Origin of the sequence: Alterluteimonas muca (assembly GCF_021191595.1) — a bacterium.
Taxonomy (GTDB): domain Bacteria; phylum Pseudomonadota; class Gammaproteobacteria; order Xanthomonadales; family Xanthomonadaceae; genus Luteimonas; species Luteimonas muca.
Genome location: NZ_JAIWPS010000008.1, coordinates 21,938 through 41,933 on the forward strand (window position 1 = coordinate 21,938; position 19,996 = coordinate 41,933).

Annotated in this window: 14 protein-coding genes; 7 read left to right on the forward strand and 7 right to left on the reverse strand. The window is 68.7% G+C overall.

From position 1 onward, the window contains the following. Positions 1–3: 3 nt before the first annotated feature. From LDO11_RS11015 to LDO11_RS11025, 3 genes are all read right to left on the reverse strand, one after another. Positions 4–843, reverse strand: a complete 840-nt coding sequence (locus LDO11_RS11015) for an SDR family oxidoreductase (RefSeq protein ID WP_129136888.1) — start codon at positions 841–843, stop codon at positions 4–6. Further along, positions 840–2,006: a catalase family protein gene (locus tag LDO11_RS11020; RefSeq protein ID WP_232141588.1), complete on the reverse strand. Its 1,167-nt coding sequence runs from the start codon at positions 2,004–2,006 to the stop codon at positions 840–842. The genes LDO11_RS11015 and LDO11_RS11020 overlap by 4 nt, the downstream gene beginning before the upstream one ends. 330 nt (positions 2,007–2,336) lie before the next feature. Continuing rightward, a complete protein-coding gene (locus tag LDO11_RS11025; RefSeq protein WP_232141589.1) occupies positions 2,337–3,050 on the reverse strand; it encodes an outer membrane protein in 714 nt (237 codons plus the stop codon). Positions 3,051–3,330: 280 nt separating this feature from the next. Here LDO11_RS11025 and LDO11_RS11030 point away from each other — a divergent pair, with 280 nt between their 5' ends. Beyond that, positions 3,331–4,167: a class I SAM-dependent methyltransferase gene (locus LDO11_RS11030; protein WP_232141590.1), complete on the forward strand. Its 837-nt coding sequence runs from the start codon at positions 3,331–3,333 to the stop codon at positions 4,165–4,167. A gap of 12 nt (positions 4,168–4,179) precedes the next feature. Here the strand turns inward: LDO11_RS11030 and LDO11_RS11035 are convergent, their stop codons facing one another. The 3 genes from LDO11_RS11035 to LDO11_RS11045 all read right to left on the reverse strand — a co-directional run bounded on the left by LDO11_RS11035 (position 4,180) and on the right by LDO11_RS11045 (position 8,726). Next, on the reverse strand, positions 4,180–6,852 hold the full coding sequence (locus LDO11_RS11035; RefSeq protein WP_232141591.1) for a bifunctional diguanylate cyclase/phosphodiesterase: 2,673 nt from the start codon (positions 6,850–6,852) through the stop codon (positions 4,180–4,182). A 488-nt stretch (positions 6,853–7,340) separates the two neighbouring features. Continuing rightward, positions 7,341–7,847: a hypothetical protein gene (locus LDO11_RS11040; protein ID WP_232141702.1), complete on the reverse strand. Its 507-nt coding sequence runs from the start codon at positions 7,845–7,847 to the stop codon at positions 7,341–7,343. Between the two features lie 48 nt (positions 7,848–7,895). Beyond that, positions 7,896–8,726 carry a helix-turn-helix domain-containing protein gene (locus tag LDO11_RS11045; RefSeq protein WP_232141592.1) on the reverse strand — a complete coding sequence of 277 codons (831 nt, stop codon included), beginning with the start codon at positions 8,724–8,726 and terminating at the stop codon, positions 7,896–7,898. A gap of 82 nt (positions 8,727–8,808) precedes the next feature. Here LDO11_RS11045 and LDO11_RS11050 point away from each other — a divergent pair, with 82 nt between their 5' ends. Both LDO11_RS11050 and LDO11_RS11055 read left to right on the forward strand, forming a co-directional pair. Next, positions 8,809–10,929, forward strand: coding sequence for an N-acetylmuramoyl-L-alanine amidase (locus LDO11_RS11050; RefSeq protein WP_232141593.1), 2,121 nt, complete (start codon positions 8,809–8,811; stop codon positions 10,927–10,929). Positions 10,930–11,207: 278 nt separating this feature from the next. After that, positions 11,208–12,812, forward strand: a complete 1,605-nt coding sequence (locus tag LDO11_RS11055; protein ID WP_232141594.1) for a hypothetical protein — start codon at positions 11,208–11,210, stop codon at positions 12,810–12,812. A 71-nt stretch (positions 12,813–12,883) separates the two neighbouring features. Here the strand turns inward: LDO11_RS11055 and aceE are convergent, their stop codons facing one another. Next, positions 12,884–15,571 (reverse strand): pyruvate dehydrogenase (acetyl-transferring), homodimeric type, encoded by a 2,688-nt coding sequence (gene aceE, locus LDO11_RS11060; protein WP_232141595.1) that lies wholly within the window; start codon positions 15,569–15,571, stop codon positions 12,884–12,886. A 326-nt stretch (positions 15,572–15,897) separates the two neighbouring features. On the opposite strand from aceE, the gene LDO11_RS11065 reads away from it, so the two are divergent. The 4 genes from LDO11_RS11065 (at position 15,898) to LDO11_RS11080 (ending at position 19,960) form a co-directional block, all read left to right on the forward strand. Beyond that, the gene (locus LDO11_RS11065) at positions 15,898–17,706 is read left to right on the forward strand and encodes a sensor histidine kinase (protein ID WP_232141596.1); all 1,809 of its coding nucleotides are present in this window, start codon (positions 15,898–15,900) and stop codon (positions 17,704–17,706) included. After that, positions 17,703–18,143 (forward strand): response regulator, encoded by a 441-nt coding sequence (locus tag LDO11_RS11070; RefSeq protein ID WP_232141597.1) that lies wholly within the window; start codon positions 17,703–17,705, stop codon positions 18,141–18,143. Before LDO11_RS11065 ends, LDO11_RS11070 begins: the two co-directional genes overlap by 4 nt. A gap of 16 nt (positions 18,144–18,159) precedes the next feature. Then, entirely contained in the window at positions 18,160–18,522 is a 363-nt protein-coding gene (locus tag LDO11_RS11075) for a response regulator (RefSeq protein WP_232141598.1), read from the forward strand. A 175-nt stretch (positions 18,523–18,697) separates the two neighbouring features. Further along, complete coding sequence (locus LDO11_RS11080) at positions 18,698–19,960, forward strand: cation:proton antiporter (RefSeq protein ID WP_232141599.1); 1,263 nt, start codon at positions 18,698–18,700, stop codon at positions 19,958–19,960. The last annotated feature ends 36 nt before the right edge of the window (positions 19,961–19,996 follow it).

Here is a 19,996-nt window from a genome sequence, read left to right on the forward strand (position 1 = left end):
GCCTTACAGGATCGGCGTGCCGCCGGTGACCGCGTAGCGCCCGCCGGTCATGTAGCTGGCCTCGTCGGACGCCAGCAGCACGTAGATCGGCGCGCACTCCGCCGGCTGGCCGGGGCGCTTGAGGGGCACCTGCTGGCCGAAGTCCTTGACGGAATCCGGCGGCAGCGTGGCCGGGATCAGCGGCGTCCAGATCGGGCCCGGCGCCACCGAATTCACGCGGATGCCCTTCTCCGCCAGCATCTGCGCGAGCCCCGCGGTGAAGTTGGCGATCGCACCCTTGGTGGCCGCATACGGCAACAGGCCCGGGTTGGGCTTGTCGGAGTTGATCGAGCTGGTGTTGATGATGGACGCGCCAGCCTTCATGTGCGGCAGCGCGGCCTTGCACAGGTGGAACATCGCGGTGACGTTGACCTGGAAGGTGTAGTCCCATTCCTCGTCGGGGATGTCGTCCAGCGATTCACGCGACATCTGGAAGGCGGCGTTGTTGACCAGCACGTCGATGCGGCCGAATGCATCCACCGCCTGCTGCACCACCGAGCGGCAGTGCGCGGGGTCGGCGAGTTCGCCACGCACCAGCACGCAGCGACGCCCGGCCTCCTCGACCCAGCGCTTGGTCTCTTCCGCGTCTTCGTCCTCGCACAGATAGCTCACCAGCACGTCGGCGCCTTCGCGTGCATAGGCGATGGCCACCGCGCGGCCGATGCCGCTGTCGCCACCGGTGATCACCGCGACCTTGCCGTCGAGCCTGCCGCTGCCGCGATAGCTCTTCTCGCCGTGGTCGGCGGGCGGGTCGAGTTTCTTCTCGACGCCGGGGACTTCCTGCTGCTGCTCGGGCTGGTTCATGTCGCCTCCGGACGGTTGGGGGGCACCACGCTAGGACCGCCGCCGTCCAGATCCCGTGAGCCGGTGGATCCGTGCATCGCCGCGAACGGGCAGCCGGTGACGAACGGGCCCATCCGGTCCTCGCGGAACGCCTGGGAGCGCTCATAGGTGCGCCGGCGCAGGCGCATGATCTGCCCCAGCGGACGGTGCGCCTGCACGCCGAGCCACGGGCTGAAACCCATGCCATCGTCGATCACCGCACTGCGCGCCTCACTCCAGGCCGTCTGCGGTGCCACCCGCACGGTGGCGATGGTGCGGTAGGGGCTGCGCCGGGTATCCCATTCGGCGCTGGCATCCTCCACCGGCATCTCCTCGAGCGAGGTGCACAGCTGCGCACGCAGTTCCCACTCCGCGCCATGGCGCGCGAAGTAATCGCCGAGCGCTGCGCGCAGGGCGTCGTCATCGGCGAGGTCGATGGCGTCGCCGGCAAGCGCCTGCATCGCGGGCGTCACCGGCACCAGCTGCAGCCTGGCGATGTGCGCGCCGAAGCGGTGCGGCACCTGGGTGAAGTAGGTCTCGCCGAGCGGATGCACCGGCGGCTGGCCGCCCATCGCCTTGAGCGCGCTGCTCTCGCCGCCCAGCGTCTCCAGTGTGCGCTCGGCGCCACGCGCGATCGCCGACACCAGTTGCTTGGTGCGCGGCACGCGGTCGGTGGTCTTCGCCAGCAGTCGCAGGCTGCGCAGGAAGGCATGGCCATCGGGTGCGTTGAAGCGTGGCGCGTTGACCAGCAGGAAGTCCTGGCTGCGCAGATGGTGGGCGCCGTCGAGTCGCTCGCCGGGAACGTCGAACAGCCGCAACGCGATGCCGCGCGGCGTCGACACCCGATCGGGCAACAGGTCGCCCGGGGTGGTGGATATCCGCAGCACCGCGCGATAGCGCGCCGGCGTCGCGAACACGCCCTGGGCCAACTCCGGCGGCAGTGCCGGCACTTCAACTTCGGCTTCCAGCAGCGCATGGCTCTTGGCATGCACGGCGCGCAGTGCGCGACCCTCGTCCTGCCAGGTCGTGCGCACGATCTCCATCAGCACATGGCCGAGTTCGAGCTCGAGTTCCGGCTCGTCCTCGCGCGATTCGGCCATGCGCTCGTCATAGCGTGCGTAGCGATCCGCATCGGCTGCAGGCATCGGAGTGCTCCTCGGGGGGTCGTCACAGAGTGCTGCGCGACCGGTCACGGGATCGTGCACGTCGGAACCGACGACGACCGCCCATCGCCAAAGAAGCCGCGCAAGCAAAGGGCGATGCGGCGTCGGTGGCGCGTTATGCGGATAGCAGGCCATGGATGGCCTGCGGCGGCGAGTCAGACATGGATGTCCGACCGGGCCGAGGTGCAGGCCCCGCCACCGACGGCGTCCACACCGGAGCCCCGGGGCTGACGTCTTGACTTGCTCGCACGATCGCCGAAATGGGGAACGGGCGCCACACGTGGCGCCCGTTCGGAACCGCTGACCGTCGGGTCAGAACGCGTATTCGGCGGTCAGGCCCAGCAGTGCGGTGGAGCGCTTGGGCCCGTCGAAACGCACGCCGGTCACCGGGTCGCGCACCTCGCCGGACTTGGCGCGGAAGTAGTCGTAATGCACGCCGACGCTGAAGTTCTCGGTGGCGTTCCAGCCGGTGCCGACGCCGGCATACCAGCTGTTGCGGCCGTCACTGCCGCCGCTCTCCAGGCCGAGGTCCTGGCCGACCGAGTTGTAGTAGTCGAGGTTGTTGTCGGATGCGCGGAAGTAGCCCCCACGCGCACCCACGTACCAGGCCGGGGTCACGTTCCAGCGTGCATTGCCGCCGACGTGCCAGCCACGCAACGCATTGGTGTCGTCGCGCTGGTTCACCTCTTCGTCGCTGCGGAAGGCGTTGCTCACCTTGATGTTGCCGAGGTCGGTGTAGCCACCTTCCACGCCCAGGCCAAAGCTCGGCGCGAGCTTCCAGCGGTAGCCGGTGGCCAGGCCGTAACCGGTGCGACGCCCGTCGCGGCTTTCGAACACGTTGAAGTCGCCGCTGCCGAAGGTGTCGGCCGTGCCGCCATCGGTGCGGCCGACATTGCCGGCGAGGAACCAGTTGCCCTGGCCCACGGCCAGGTCGGGACGATAGGTATCGCCACCGCGCGATTGCGCGAACGCGGCGGGGCTGAGGGCGACGGCCGCAAGTGCAACGGGGAGTAGGGCTTTCTTCATCGGGACTCTCCTGATTTTTTATGACGCGACCCGTTGGGGGATGGACGGGTCGGGCGGAGGCGCATGCAGGTGGCCATCCGCGGCCGCAGTTAAGAGGGCCCGAACTGAAGCGCGTCACAACGTTCACACCTCCACCACGCAGCGCTAACGGGCAGGTTCAAGGCGCATTCAACGCGATGAGCAACCGGTGAGCACCGGCCCATGCCCGGCGTGACCGGCGACACATCACTGGATCCGGCATGTCGCGGTTACGATGCGCGCCCGTCATCCGATTGCCTCCATGCGCCGATACGCCGGACCCCTGCTCACCCGCGACATCGCGTCCGCGCTGATGGCGGCACGCGCCGCCGGCAGCTGGACCGGCTCCTTCGACCTGGGCCGCAGCGAAGACACCGTGACGCCGTGCGCCGACCACTGGGTGTGGCGCGGCCAGCCACAGCCGTATCCCGGTGCATTGAAGGACCGCACGATCTACCTGCGCGAAGGCGACGAATGGTTGCCGGTGTCGCGGTACGCGCGGTCGCTGATCAAACTGGTGCCGACGCCATGGGGCGTGCCGACGTTCGAGATCGACGGCATCAAGATGCTGCCCACCGCCCGCGAGTCGCCGCTGGCTGATGCGCGCCGCAAGGTGGCGCTGGTGGCACCACGCGGCAAGGTGGTACTCGACACCTGCGGCGGGCTCGGCTACTTCGCGGCGTGCTGCCTGGAGGCGGGCGTGTCCCGTATCCATTCGTTCGAGAAGAACGAGGACGTGCTGTGGCTGCGCAGCATCAACCCGTGGTCGCCGGATCAGGCGTCCGCCGATGCCGGTGGTCGCCTGCAGCTGCAGCATGCCGACGTCACCGCGGCGATCACCGCGTTGCCGGATGCCTCGATGGATGCGGTGCTGCACGATCCGCCGCGCTTCGGCATTGCCGGCGAGCTGTACTCGAAAGCCTTCTATGAACAACTTGCGAGAGTGCTGCGCCGCGGCGGCCGCCTGTTCCACTACACCGGCAGCCCCAACCGCCTGACCAGTGGCCGCGACGTGCCGCGCGAGGTGGTGCGCCGCCTGCAGGCCTGCGGCTTCCACGCCCGTCCGGAGCTCGACGGCGTGTACGCCACGCGCCGCTGAACCGCGGCAGCGTCAGCGCTGGAACATCACCCGTTCCGGTTCGTGCAGGGCAAAGCCCTGGCCGTAGTCGACGCCGAGTTCGTCCAGCACCCCGCGTGCGCCGTCGTTGTCCACCCACTCGGCGACGACCTTCAACCCGCGCTGGTGGCCGATCTGCACGATCGCGCTGACAATGGTGCGGCTCATCGGATCGGTATCCACCTCACGGATGAAGCTGCCGTCGATCTTGATCACGTCGACCGGCAGGTTCTTCAGATACCCGAACGACGACATGCCGGAGCCGAAGTCGTCGAGCGCGATGCGGCAGCCGGCGGTGCGCAGGCGCTCGATCACCCGGGTCACGCGCAGCAGGCTGCGCACCGCCACCGTCTCGGTGATCTCGAAGCAGACCCGCTGCGCCGGCACCTTGTGGCGCGCGATGCAGTCGAGGATGAAGGCGGCAAGATCCTCGTCGTCGATGCTTGCGCCGGACAGGTTGATCGCGCAGGTCTGCAACTGCGCTCCGGCCGGATGCAGGCGCGCGAAGTTGCCCAGCACGGTGCCGATCACCCAGCGGTCGACGGTGGGCATCAGCCCGTAGCGTTCGGCGGCGGGCATGAACGCACCGGGTAGCACCACCGCGCCATTCTCGTCACGCAGGCGCAGCAGCAGTTCGATATGCGGGCCATCGGCGGCTGCCGTGGTCAGCGGCACCACCTCCTGGTAGTCCAGCAGCAGGCGCCCCTGCTCGATGGCGCTGCGCATCCGGCTGGCCCACTCCATCTCGCTGTGGCGGCGCGTGCTGTCGTCGTCCTCGCGGTACAGGTGCACGCGGTTGCGGCCGTTCTCCTTGGCCTGGTAGCAGGCGCTGTCGGCCCAGGCCATCACATCCTGCAGGGTCGCGCCGGCACGGTCGGACATCACCACGCCGATGCTTGCGCTGACCGAATGCGTCCGGCCCTGCCAGACGAAGCGCACGCTGTCGATGCAGCGGCGCAGGCGTTCGGCAAGCGCAAGTGCTTCCGTCTCGTTGACGCCATAGGCGAGCAGCCCGAACTCGTCGCCGCCCAGGCGCGCGAACAGGTCGCCCTCGCGCAGGTTCTGGCCGATCGCCAGCACCATCTCCACCAGCATCTGGTCGCCGGCCCGGTGCCCGGACAGATCATTGACCAGCTTGAACTGGTCGACATCGAAGTACAGCAACGCGAACGGCGGCGTCTCCGGGTGCGCGCGGCGCCCGGCCAGTGCCAGCGCCAGCTGCCGCTCGAACTCGCGGCGGTTGCACAGCTCGGTCAGCGCATCGTGCGAGGCCTGGTAGCGCAGGCGCGCGTTGAGCTCGCGCTGCTCGCTGATGTCGGTGGCGGTCAGCAGCATGTGCGGCTGGCCATCCACGACCACCGGCGCCAGTGATACGCGCGCCCAGAAGCTGCCTTTGCCGGTGGTGATCTCCATCTCGCGCTCTTCCCAGCCCGCCTCGCGGCCGCTGGCGTCGGCCACCGCCATGCGCGGGCCCGGGTCGCTGTACAGCGCGTCCAGCCGGGTGCCGACCACGTCGCCCAGCCGCCGCCGCGCGAACTGGTTGGCATAGGTGATGGTGCCGTCGGCATCGGCCAGCAGTACCAGGGCCGGCAGCAGCTCATTGAGGGTGCGGAAGCGCGCCTCGCTCTCGCTGACGCGTGCGCTCATCCGCTGGCCCAGCGCCAGCGCGCGGCGATGGGTGCCGGCGATCGACCACAGCAGCAGCGCGGCGAGCACGCTGATCAGCGTGCCGAGCAGGATGATCGACTGCGACCGGTCACCGTCGGCCGGCGCCTGCAGCGGCTGCATGCGCAGCTCCCAGCGGGGGTCGCCGAACTCGAGCATGCGGGTGTACGCAGGTGCACCGGCCTCCACCGGCAGCGGCCCGCTCGCGAACACATGGCCATTGTCCGCGGCGCCGGTGTCGCGCAGCGCGACGTGCATGTATTCGAGGATCCGCCCCTGCAGCGCGGTGCGCACCAGAGGCTCCAGCCGCAGGCTCATCGCCAGCACACCGGTCTCGCGTGCGCGGCGCGCGTCGACGGTTTCCGGCGCCCGCCCTCGCGAGTACACCGGCAGCCGCAGGGTGATGCCGAGGCCGGCGTCGCCCGCATCTCTGAACTGCGTGAGCTGGAACGGTGCCGACATCGACGGCCGATCGGCATCGCGCGCACGTTCCAGCGCGGCAAGGTTGTCCGGCTGGGTGGTGATGTCCAGCCACAACAGCATCTCGTTGCCCTCGAGGGGGGCCAGCAGCTCGTAGCGGTACAGCGGCGTGCCGTCGGCGGCGGTCACCGCGTGCCGACGCGCGAACGCGGTGGCGAGATACCCGGGCAGGTCATCCACCGCGCGCAGGTTGTCGTGGTAGTGGGCATAGGTGGTCTGGTCGAGGTCACCCGCCGACAGCAGCACCGTCTGCATCGCCCGCAGCGCCACGGCGGCGGTGTCGAGCGCATCGTCGAGCCGCACCTGCGCGGCATCGGCGAGCGAGTTGTAGAGCATGTCGGCGCGCTGCCGGCTGTCGCGCAGGTCGCGCCGCGCCAGCTCGGCGGTGAGCAGCAGGCCGGCCACCAGCACCAGCAGCGCCCAGGCCAGTGGCGGCAGCGCCTGGAACACGCTGCGGCGGTCCTTGCGCTCACCGGCCGGCGGGGGCACCGGCGGATCGTCCTGTGTGTCCTGGGTACGCATGCGTCACTCGATCGGCCTCAGACCGGTCCTTCGCTCCTGCGGCCACGCGCGGGCCGTCGCAAGAGCGGTATCGGGCTGGACGGGAGTTTCTTGATCATCGGCGCGTCCCGGAGAGCAGCAGTCGCGACACGGTCAGCCGTGCCGACAACCCATCCTAGCCCGGGGACATCCGCACTGCGCGGGGGGGCGTTTAGTGATGAACAGCCGTCGCCATCGGCGGGTTTGAGCGGCAACTAAACACCACGCTGCAAAGTCACGTCGGGATCACCGGCTCCATGCCCATTCTGCGCACCCATCCAACACAAGGAGGCCGACATGGGACTCTTCCGATTGATCGCAGCGGGCGCGGTGGGCATGGTCGCCTACCGTGCGTGGCAACGCCGCCAGGGCAGCGGCGACTCGATGTTCTTCAGCAAGGGCAGCAGCACCGATCGTGGTGACCGGACCCCGCCGCATGGCGATCCGGTCGGTGACATGGAAGGTTCGACCTACGGCAAGTCCGGGTCGTCCTCCGGCAATGGCGGCCAGTCCGCCAGCAGCATGGGCGGCAGCAGCAGCACGTCTTCGGGCGGCATGGGTGGCTCCGGTTCCTCGGGCGCCAGTTCCGGCGGCTCGGGTTCGGGTTCGGGTTCGGGTTCGGGTTCGGGCTCGGGCTCGGGCTCGGGCGGCAGCATGGGTTCCGGCAGCTCCGGCGGCATGGGCTCGAGCGGCGGCATTTCCGGCGGCAGCGCGTCGGGCGGCGCGGGTACCAGTGGCCTGGGTGGATCGGGTGGTTCGGGCAGCAGCGGCTCGTCGGGTGGCTCGACCGGCGCCGGTGGTTCGATGGGCTCCAGCGGTTCCACCGGCTCGGGCGGCGCCATGGGCTCCACCGGTTCAGGCAGTTCCGGCAGCTCCGGCAGTTCGAGCAGCTCCGGCGGCTCGAGCTCGACCGGCTCCAGCACCAGCGGCGGCTCCAGCAGCACCGGCTCCGGCAGCCGGATCTGAGTGCCTGTCACCTGCCCGGCGTGTGCCGGGCAGGTGCCGTCGGGCGGCGCGCGTTGCGCTCAGCCGCCGTAGTTCCAGCTTTGCACCTGTCCGCCGTGGTCGCGTACGCGCCACAGGGACCGCGACAACTCTCCCTTCGAGCGGCTGCGCGTCAGCAGTCTTCCCGCGATCCGTGCGGTGGCGGTCGCCTCCACGATCGCCCGGCGTCCGCCGGGTGCGATGTCGATCCGGGTGATCTCGTAGCTGAAGTCGATCCCGACCAGGCCGCCGGTCTGGTTGTGGAGTACGCGCATCAGCGCCAGCGCGTCCTCCATCTGCTGGCAGCCCGTGGTGCGGTCCAACGTGTGCCGCAGTGACCTGCCGTCGAGGTGCTCGACACTGCGGACCGCGTAGTCCGCCGCCATCGGTTGCAGAGCGCTTCGCTGTCGAAGTCCGTGAGTGCCTGCATCTGCTGCCGGTAATGCGCGTGCACATCGGCTTCCGAGATGCGCCCGCCATGACCCGGTGAATGCCGTCGTGAAGGAAGTGTGAGCCCGAACCCGCGACCCTCCGCACCTTCCGCCGCGCCCGCGGCCCGCCGTGCCCCGCCGGCCGGTCCTGCGGCCGCCTACCAGTCGATCATGTAGCCGACGCCGCGCACCGCGCACCGCGCGCAGCGGGAGCGGATGCTTCGACGCCTGTTCGCACTTGCGGCGCAGCCGGTACACCAGCATGTCGAGGCGATGCGGGTCGAAGGCCTCCACATCCGCGGTCAACCGTTCGATCAGGCCGCTGCGGTCCACCGGCTTGCAGGCGTTGGCCACCAGCTGGATGCCGAACCCGCGTAAAGCCGGCGCCGGTTGAAGCGTCGGCACGCCATGCTGCGTCCGGCCGACCGTGCAATACGCCATGGGGCGAGCCCCAGCTGACGCCGGCACGCCCGGGTGTGGCCGACTGCAGGCGCAGGGGAGCACTCACGGGCAGGGATATTCGATGAACAGGTTGATGATGTCGGCGGCAGCCATTGCGCTGCTGGCCGCGGCAGTACCGACGGTCGCGCAGGAACGCGCACCGACCGCCACCGAACTGCGGCTCTTCGAACGCGAACGCCAGGATGCACAGGCGCTGCAGGCGCGGCAGCGCGCGCAGTACCCGCTGTACTTCCGCCGCGCCTACGAGCGCTTCCCGGAAATCCCGCGCGGCGTGCTGGAAGCGATCGCGCTGGTGGAAACCAACTGGGTGCACGTCGAACCCGATGCCCACGGAAACGCCGGCCACCACCATATGCCCGCCTCGTACGGCGTGATGGGCCTGTACCGCGGCGGCGGCTTCGACAACCAGGTGGCGGATGGCGCTGCGTTGCTCGGGGTCGGCGAAACGCTGGTGCTGCGCGATCCGGAAACCAACATCCTCGCCGCGGCCGCGCTGCTGGCGCGCGCGATGCAGCGCGACGGCACGCGCACCTCGCGCGACGCCGGCGTGGAAGCGGTGTCCGGTGCGCTGGCGCGTTACGCGGGCTACGGCCGCGGCGACGGCAACATCGAAGGCTTCGCGCGCCAGAGCTTCGCCTACGAGGTGCTGCAGACCCTGTCGCGCGGCACCGATGGCAACGGCATACGGGTGCCGAAGCTGCCGATCGAGATGCAGCAGGCGTTTCCTGCCGAACGCCTGCGCCTGTTGAGCGCACCGGCACTGAAGCTGGACCACGCCCGCGATGCGGTGACCGCGAACGACGACGCCGCGACGCGACCTCCCGCCGTGCAACGCACCGCACGCACGCCCGATGCCACGACCCAGGCACTCGATTTCGGCGAGGCGCTGTGGAATCCCGCGCACGGCAGCAACTACAGCACCGCCAACAACACCCGCTCGGCGGTGATCATGCACACCATCGAAGGCAGCTACGCCGGCGGCATCTCGTGGTTCCGGAACCCATCGTCGAACGTGTCGGCGCACTACGTGATCCGCCGGTCCGATGGCCAGATCACCCAGATGGTGCGCGAGCACCACCAGGCCTGGCACGCCGCGTACCACAACCACTACACCATCGGCATCGAGCACGACGGCCGCGCCGGTGATGCCGGCAACTGGACGGCAGCGATGGTCAACGCATCCGCGCGCCTGGTGCGCAGCATCTGCGCACGCCAGCCGGTCAACTGCGCGTCGGCCTGGCGGGGGCCGGGCTACGACTACTGGAACGTCGTGCCCGACAGCGTGCGCATCAAGGGCCACGGCATGCTGACCAGCAACCAGAACCGCTACGACCCCGGCCGCTACTTCCCGTGGGCGAGCTTCTACACCCTGATCAACAACGGCGCGCCGCCACCGCCGGCCGCCACGCCCACCTACTGGGTGGACACGTTCGCCAACGCACCCGGCTTCCCCTCGTCCACCAGCACCACGCAGAGCGGCACGCTCAACACCGGCCGGCACTACGTGTACTGCAAGACCTGGGGCCGCGAGATCCGCAGCGGCGCAAGCTTCAACCGCTGGTGGCTCAGGACCGACCTCGACGTCGGCCCCGCCAACCAGTTCGTGTCGGCCTACTACCTGTCGCGCTGGGGCAACGACGAGGGGCGCGACAACGACGGCTACGACCTGCCGCGCTGCGAGGTGCTCCCGCATGGCGAGATCGGCCGCAAGTACTACGCGATGGGCGGCGTGCGCAGCCACCTGGGCGTGCCCGAGTTCGCCGAGGCCGCCGCGCAGCTCGGCGGGCGCTACCAGCAGTTCAGGAACGGCATGATCCTGTGGCATTCGCGCACCGGCGCGTTCGCGGTCAACGGGAAGATCCTCGAGCACTACCGCGCCACCAACTCCGAGACGCGCTGGGGCTTCGCGTTGATGGACGAGCTCGATGCCGCACCGTCACCGGTCTCCGGCCAGCGCGGCAAGTACCAGTACTTCGAGAACGGCCTGTTCCTGTGGACCCCGGCCACCGGTGCGCACGCCGTGCATGGCGCGATCCTCGCCCACTTCGAGACCAACGGCCGCGAGGCGGCGCTGGGCTACCCCAAGACCGACGAACAGGCCCACGGCAGCACCGGCCGCAAGCAGCAGTTCGAACGCCGCACGCTGTACTGGACGCCCGAACGCGGCGTGTGGGCGGAGTGATGCGTCGCCCGTGACCTGTGAGCGGACGGCAGCCGGCGCGTGCCGGCTGCCGTCTCGCGCCGCATCCAACGCCTGCAACGATGCAGGGGACGCTACAGGCGTACAGGCCCCCCGGCGCTGCTCGCCGTACGGCAGGAAAGACCGCGCCGGGTCCCGCGGAAGCCACCGGCCTGCCGCCGCTCTCAGGGCCGGTCCTGGCCACTGGGCCGGCTCTAGGGTCCGCCCCAACTGGGCAGCTGCGTACGACTGCGGACAATCGGGATCAATTCCCGAACACCGTGAAGACCATGACCGAAATCCAGCAGAAGGCCGCCGAGATCCTCGATGTCGGTGTGCGTTGGGGGCCGATCACCGACAACTATGAGCAGCGCATGGATGTTTTCGCGCAGGAACTCGAAAAGCTGTCCCCGCAACAGCGCGACGACCTGTTCGCCGAAATCCTGTCGCAGGATCGCGGCGCGCTGAATTCATGGCTCACCGTGGATCGCCTGAACACGCTTGTTTCCGAAGGCACGATCACCCCGCGCGAGCGCGACGCGATCTTCGACGCCTTCGGCGAGGCGTACGTCAACGGATCCATCAGCTACGAGCAGGCATTCGTCTTCGTCAACGTGTTGGGCGATGCCACCGGGCCTCTTGCCAACGAGGACAACATCAACGCACTGCTCGATACCCTGACCGGTGCCAACGGCCCCAATTCCAGCGCCTTCATCGAGAAGTTCGCCGGGGAATTCCTGGCCAACCATGTGCTCCTGGACAACATGCCGGAACCCTGGGCGCGCGCTGGCTGGGGCGCAATGGTCCTAAACGCACTGGAGCAGTCAGGCGGCACGCAGTCGGTGCAGAACGTGCTCTCGGGCCTGACCGCCGAACAGCGCACCGACCTGCGTAACGCCATGTCGGAGTACGGCGCCAAATACGATGCGGCAAACGGCGGCCCCGGCAACGTGCGCGATCCGATGGCGATCCTGATCGACACCACCTCGGCCCACGGCAGCACCGACGAGGTCATCGACCTCATCCACTACATCAATGACCACGCCACCGGGAACGGGCCAGGTAACCACTACTACACCCATGACAACCGCCCACTGGGCGAACGCGCCGAGGCGCTTGCGGGCCTGTTCCTGAACCACTCCGATGCCGTCCTCGACCGCCTGACGTTGCCGAGCCCGACCCAGACACCCGGCGCCACCAACGAGGGCAGCACCCTGGTCGGCGAGAACCTCGCCGCGCTGTCCAACCTGGTGCGCATGACCGCTCTGAACCCTGACAACCCGCGCGGCGGCGAGGTGATGGACCGCATCAGCGCATTCACCAGCGAGAACATCCGTGTCGGCAGCATGTCCGACGCGACCGACGTGAACGGCGATGGCGTGGTCGACGGCGACGACAAGCGCGCGGTGGATGCCGGCGAAGGACGCACCGCGATGATCGGCGCGGTGATGCAGGACGCCGTCTCTTCCGGCTATGTGGACCTGCGCACCGACATCGCCGCACGCGATGCGTTCGTGGGCTTCCTGCTCGACACCGCCATTTCAGCCATCCCGGTGGGTGGCAAGCTCGCATCCGGTGTAATCTCCGAAGCAGTCTCCGATGCCCTGGGCGGCCTGTCCGAGGAAGTGCAGGAGGCCATCACGAAGAAGCTGACCGAACTCGGCACCAAGGCCCTGACCGATGCGCAGGGTCGCCTGACCGCCGAGGCGAAGTCGGCCATCATCGAGGCACTGCCGGAGGACTACGCGTATCTCGAAGGGATCAAGAGCGAATCCAACAACTTCATCCAGACCGTGATCCTGAACTCCAGCAGCTTCCCCTACGAGTTCACCGAAGCGATGTCGGACTACGGCAGCTATATCGACGCTGCGAAGAACGCGCCGTAACGGGACACGCCACGTTCCGGGCTTCACGAAGAAGGCGGCCAAGGGCCGCCTTCTTTTGCGTTCCAACTAGATCAGACCCCAACCGGATTCGGCTTATCGCTGTCGATCCTGTACAGCTTGATCGCCCGCGCCACGTCCTTCGCCGTCATCTTGCCGTCCTTGGCCAGCGCATCGATCGCCGCATGGGCGATGTGGAAGCGGTCCACCTCGAAGTGGCGGCGCAGGTTGGCGCGGGTGTCGGAACGGCCGAAGCCGTCGGTGCCGAGCACCGTGTAGGTCATCGGCACGAAGGCGCGGACCTGGTCGGCCACGGCGCGCACGTAGTCCGTCGCGGCGATGGCCGGGCCCTGGCGGCCTTCCAGCAACTGGGTGACGTAGGGCTTCTTCTGCTCGCCTTCCGGGTGGAAGCGGTTGTGGCGTTCGGCATCGAAGCCATCACGACGCAGCTCGTTGAAGCTCGGGCAGGACCAGATGTCGGCGGTGACGCCGAAGTCCTTGTCCAGCAGCGTGGCTGCCTCGATGGCCTCGCGCAGGATGGTGCCGGCACCCAGCAGCTGCACGCGCAGCTCGTTCTTCTTCGGCTTGCCGGCGTCTTTCAGCAGGTACATGCCCTTGATGATCCCTTCGGCCGCGCCTTCCGGCATGTCCGGGTGGCCGTAGTTCTCGTTCATCAGGGTCAGGTAGTAGTACTCGTCCACCTGCTCTTCGAGCATGCGCTTCATGCCGTGCTGCAGGATGACCGCGACCTCGTAGCCGAAGGTCGGGTCGTAGCTGCGGCAGTTGGGGATCGCGCCGGCCAGCAGCAGGGCGTGGCCGTCCTGGTGCTGCAGGCCCTCGCCGTTGAGCGTGGTGCGACCGGCGGTGGCACCCAGCAGGAAGCCGCGCGCGCGCATGTCGGCCGCCTGCCAGGCGGCATCGCCGATGCGCTGGAAGCCGAACATCGAGTAGTAGATGTAGAACGGCAGCAGCTGCAGGTCATTGGTGCTGTAGCTGGTGGCCGCGGCCATCCAGCTGGCGAACGCACCGGCCTCGGTGATGCCTTCCTCCAGCACCTGGCCCGCGGCGTCCTCGCGGTAGTACATCAGCTGGTCGCGGTCGACCGGCTTGTACATCTGGCCCTGCGGCGAATAGATGCCGAGCTGGCGGAACAGGCCTTCCATGCCGAAGGTGCGCGCCTCGTCGGCGACGATCGGCACCACGCGCGGGGCCACCTCCTTGTCGCGCAGGATGATGCCCAGCGCCTGCACGAAGGCCATGGTGGTGGAGATCGAACGCTCGCCGGTGGATTTGAGCAGGCGGTCGAACACCTCCAGCTTCGGCGCGGTGAGCGCCTGGCTGGCCTTGCGACGGCGCTGCGGGATATAGCCGCCGAGCGCCTTGCGGCGCTCGCGCATGTACTGCACTTCCTCCGAATCCTCGCCCGGGTGGAAGAACGGCACCGCGCCATCCTTGAGCATGTCGTCGGTGACCGGGATCCTGAAGCGGTCGCGGAACGCGCGCACGGCGTCGTCGTCGAGCTTCTTGGTCTGGTGCGTGGGATTCAGCGCCTCGCCGGCGGTGCCCATGCCATAGCCCTTGACGGTCTTGGCCAGGATCACCGTGGGCAGCCCCCGGGTGTCCTTCGCGTTCTGGTAGGCGGCGTAGACCTTGTGCGGATCATGGCCGCCGCGGTTGAGGCGCCAGATGTCCTCGTCGCTCAGGTTGGCGACGAGGTTGGCGGTTTCCTCGTACTTGCCGAAGAAGTTCTCGCGCGTGTACGCGCCGCCGAACGCCTTGCAGTTCTGGTACTCGCCGTCGACGGTTTCCATCATCAGGCGCTTGAGCATGCCGTCGCGGTCCTTCGCGAGCAGCGGATCCCAGTAGCTGCCCCAGATCAGCTTCACCACGTTCCAGCCGGCGCCACGGAAGTTGCCTTCCAGCTCCTGGATGATCTTGCCGTTGCCACGCACCGGCCCGTCGAGGCGCTGCAGGTTGCAGTTGATGACGAACACCAGGTTGTCGAGGCCTTCGCGGCCGGCGATCGAGATCGCACCCAGGCTCTCCGGCTCGTCGGTCTCGCCGTCGCCGAGGAAGCACCACACCTTGCGGTCGGACTTCGGCATCAGCCCGCGCGCCTCGAGGTACTTCCAGTTGCGCGCCTGGTAGATCGCGGCGATCGGGCCCAGGCCCATCGACACGGTGGGCAGCTGCCAGTAGTCGGGCATCAGCCACGGATGCGGGTACGAACTCACGCCGCGGCCGTCGACCTCCATGCGGAAGTTGTCGAGCTGCGACTCGTTGATGCGGCCTTCCAGGAACGAGCGCGCGTAGATGCCCGGCGAGCTGTGGCCCTGCACGCCGATGAGATCGCCCGGGTGGTCGCCTTCCGGACCGCGCCAGAAATGGTTGAAGCCGACGTCATACAGGGTGGCGGCGCTGGCGAAGCTGGCGATGTGGCCGCCGAGGTCGCCGGGGCGGCGGTTGGAGCGCACCACCATCGCCATCGCGTTCCAGCGGATGATCGAGCGGATCCGCCATTCGAGGTCGGAATCGCCCGGCATCTTCGGCTCTAGGTGCGCGGGGATGGTGTTGATGTATTCGGTGGTCGGCGCGAACGGCATGTGGGCACCGGCGCGGCGGGTCAGCTCGACCATGTTCTCGAGCAGGTGGTGGGCACGCTCCGGGCCGTCGGCATCGATCACCGCCTTGATCGACTCCACCCACTCGCGGGTCTCGGTGGGGTCGGTGTCGTTTTCCAACAGCTCGTTCAACCAGTTCATCGCTAGCTCCGCTCGCGGCCGCGCGGCCGCTGGGTCATCGGGGAAGAGACCCCGGATTCTAACAGGGGCATGCCGCTTCCACCGGTCCGCTGGAATCGGTTACCACCGCGGGCTGCCGCCGCTTTTTCCATGCGTGGCAGTACGTTATGGCAGCGCGGACGCGAACGCGCCGCCGCCGGCGTGAAGACGTCCTTCACATCGTTTTCACGTGTTCTGGCGATGATCCCGCGGTTGCCCGGCTGCCACGGATGCGCCGCTGCGCGACCACTCCTTGGGGGGAGGACCACCGGTACCGACGCCCATCCTTCGCGGTCAGTACCGAGTCCATGTTCGCCTCACCCATTGCATCCACCTGGTCGAAGCTGCAGCTGCCGGGCCTCGTGCTCGCGATCGCAGCGATCGTCATCGCCCCGTTCCTGCTCAGCCAGACCGCGTCGCAGACCAGCCGCGACGCGCAGCGGCTGGTCGCCCACAGCCTGCAGGTGGAGGCGCGGCTGAGCTCGCTCGCCGCCGACGTGCGCAATCTGGAATCCAGTGCGCTCGGCGTCGCCTTCGGGGTGGAGGCCGACCTGCTCAGCGAGCGCATGGACCTGAGCCGCCCGCGCATCGAGCCGCAGCTCGACGAGCTCGACGAGCTGACCCGCGACAACCCGGTACAACAGCGCATGCTCGGCCAGTTCCGTTCGATGCTCGACCTGCGCCTGGACGAACTGGAGCGGATGGTCAACTCCGACCGGCGGCCGACCACCGACGAGGTGGCGACCCTGCTCACCCGTTACCCGATCCACTACCTGATCCAGGACATCAACGACGAGGAGCACCGCCTGCTCGTGGAACGCCAGGCGCTGGCCGCCAGCGCGATGCGGCGCGCCGACCAGCTGGGCTGGTTCGCGCTGGCCGCGCAGCTGGTGCTGCTGGGCACGCTGGCGTGGTTCGCGCTGCGCCAGGGCCAGCAGCGCCTGGAAGCCGAGCGCGACGCGGTGCTGGCCAGCGGCCGTGCCACCACGGTGCTCGACACCGTGCGCGAGCCGATCGCGCTGATCGATGCCGACACCCGGGTGCTGATGTACAACGCCGCGTTCGCCGAGCTCTACGGCGTGGATGCCGACGATGCGCGCGGCGAGCCGCTGGTGGACTTCGGCGGCGGCGCCTGGAACGACCCGCAGGTGCTGCGCCGGCTCACCGACGTGCTCACCCGCGGCCGCGAGCTGTGGGATTTCGAGGTCACCCAGCGCACCGCCGACGACGTCGAACGCATCATGCTGCTGTCGGCGCGGCGCATGGTGCTGCCCGATTCCGACGACATGGCGGTGCTGCTGACCGCAAGCGACATCAGCGCGCAGAAGATCCACGAGCGCCAGATCCGCGAGCTCAACCGCCAGCTGGAAGGCAAGGTCGAGCAGGTGTCCGACGTCAACCGCGAGCTGGAGGCCTTCAGCTACTCGGTCTCCCACGACCTGCGCGCGCCGCTGCGCCATATCGCCGGCTTCGCCGACAAGCTCGGCCGCCATATCGGCGACCAGGCCGACGACAGGAGCAGCCACTACCTGGAAGTGATCTCGGGTTCGGCACGGCGCATGTCGGCACTGATCGACGACCTGCTGGTGTATTCGCGGCTGGGCCGCAGCGCGCTGCGGCTGCAGATGGTCGACGTGCAGTCAATGGTCAACGACATCCGCTCGATGCTCGATTCCAACGCGCACACGGAGAACCCCGAACACCGCATCCACTGGGACATCGGCCACCTGCCGGTGGTGATCGCCGACGAGAACATGCTTCGCCAGGTGTGGCTGAACGTGCTCGGCAATGCGGTCAAGTACAGTGCCAACGTCGAGCCCGCGCGCGTCAGCGTCGACTACGAGATGCAGGACGACGGCAGCCACCTGTTCCATATCACCGACAATGGCGCCGGCTTCGACATGCAGTACGCGAACAAACTCTTCGGCGTGTTCCAGCGTCTGCACGCGCCGAGCGAGTTCACCGGCACCGGTATCGGCCTGGCCAGCGTGCGACGCGTCCTGTCGCGCCATGGCGGCCGCATCTGGGCCGAATCCGAGCCCGGCAAGGGCGCATCGTTCCACTTCACCCTCCCCGCGACCGGCGACATCGCCAACCAGCACGAGAAGACGCAATGACCGAGATCCGCACGATCCTCCTGGCCGAGGACAGCCCGCACGACGCCGAGATGGCGATCGACGCGCTGCGCGAGGCCCACCTGGTGAACCCCATCGTCCATGTCGAGGACGGCGTGGAGGCGCTGGACTACCTGCTGCGTCGTGGCAAGTACGCCGACCGCAAGGATCCCGATCCGGCGGTGCTGCTGCTCGACATCAAGATGCCGCGCATGGACGGGCTGGAAGTGCTCAAGCAGCTGCGCGAGGAGGAATCGCTCAAGCGCCTGCCGGTGGTGATCCTGTCGTCGTCGCGCGAGGAAAGCGACCTGGCGCGCAGCTGGGACCTCGGCGTCAACGCCTACGTGGTCAAGCCGGTCGACGTCGACCAGTTCTTCGAGGCCGTGCGCACGCTGGGCAAGTTCTGGGCGGTGTTCAACGAAGCGCCGGAACGGGACTGAAGCAATGGCGGCCGGCGTGGACGGTCCCTGGCGCATCCTGCTCGTCGATGATTCCCGCGACGATGCGGAGCTGACCGAGATCGCCCTGCGCGATGCCGGCCTCGCCTTCCACTGCCGCCGCGCCGACACCGCCGATGCGGTGCGCGCGGCACTGGCGGAGTTCGACCCGCACCTGGTGATCTCCGACCTCAACCTGCCGGGGTTCTCCGGCGGGGAAGCACTGGAGCTGGTGCGCGCGCACGACCCGGCGCTGCCGTTCGTGTTCCTCACCGGCTCGCTGTTCGTCGTCGACGAGCCACCGGCCGACGTCCATGGCCTGCTGCTGAAGGACGACCTCGCGCCGTTGCCTGCACTGGTACGCCGGCTGCTCGGCGGCTGATCGCAGCTGCGGGCGCGTCCGCGGCGCTTCCGCGGCCATGGCCGCTCCGACACACACACAGGACCGCGTCGCGGTAGGCGCGCGCCTGCGCGCGATCGCGTTCCTGCCGGTCGACCGGACGCCCCGAACGCGCGCGTATCATCGGCGCTCCGTCACCGCCTGAACGCCCACGCGCATGCCCACTGCACAGCTGTCGGTCTACTTCTTCCTGCAGGCAGCGGTGATCCTCGCCACCTGCCGCCTGGTCGGTGCGCTGGGACGGCGGTTCGGCCAGCCGCAGGTGGTCGGCGAGATGATCGCCGGCGTGACCCTCGGCCCATCGCTGCTGGGCTGGCTGATGCCACAGGCGCAGGCCGCGCTGTTCCCGGCGGAAACCCTGGGCACGCTGTACGTGTTCGCACAGTTCGGCGTCGGCTTCTACATGTTCCTGGTCGGCACCGAGTTCAGCACCGAACACTTCCGCCACCGCTTCCGCGGCGCGCTGATGGTGTCGATGGCCGGCATCGTCGCGCCGTTCGCGCTGGCCCTGCTGCTGACCCCGTGGCTGCTCGGCGTGCCCGGGCTGTTCGCCGCCGACATCGCCTACCGCGAGGCGGCGCTGTTTCTGGGCGCGGCGATCGCGATCACCGCCTTCCCGATGCTGGCGCGGATCATCCACGAGCGTGGTATGGCCGGGACCCCGCTGGGCACGCTGGCACTGACCGCGGGTGCAGTGGACGACGCCGCGGCCTGGTGCTTCCTCGCGATCGTGCTGGCGAGCTTCGGCGGCAGCTGGGACAGCGCCTGGTGGGCGATCGGCGGCGGCGCGGCCTATGCGGTCTTCATGCTGACCGTGGGCCGTCGCGGGCTGCGGCTGCTGGCCGAACGCGTGCAGCCGGACCAGCCGCTGTCGGCGACGATGCTGGCGATCGTGCTGGTGCTGTTCTGCCTGAGCGCCTGGGCGATGGATGCGATCGGCATCCATGCGGTGTTCGGCGGCTTCCTGCTCGGCGCCTGCATGCCGCGCGGCGCGCTCACCGCGCGTCTGCGGGAAATGCTGCAGCCGTTCGTGGTGGTGTTCTTCCTGCCGATGTTCTTCACCTATTCCGGGCTCAACACCCGGCTCGGGATGATGCTCGACCCGGACATCCTGCTGGCGGCGATCGCGATCCTGCTGGCGTCGTTCGCCGGCAAGGGGCTGGCCTGCTGGGCCGCGGCCCGCGTTGCCGGCGAGAGCCCGCGCGATGCGCAGGCGATCGGCGCGCTGATGAACGCACGCGGGCTGATGGAACTCATCCTGATCAACATCGGCCTGCAGGCCGGCGTGATCCAGCCGGGCCTGTTCTCGATCCTGGTGCTGATGGCCATCACCAGCACGCTGATGGCCACGCCGCTGTTCAACTGGATCATGCGCCGGCACGCGGCGCGTGACCCGGAACTCGCGGCGGGGACGCGGTAGCGGATCCGCCCCTGGGCCAGGGTGCTGGGGCGGACC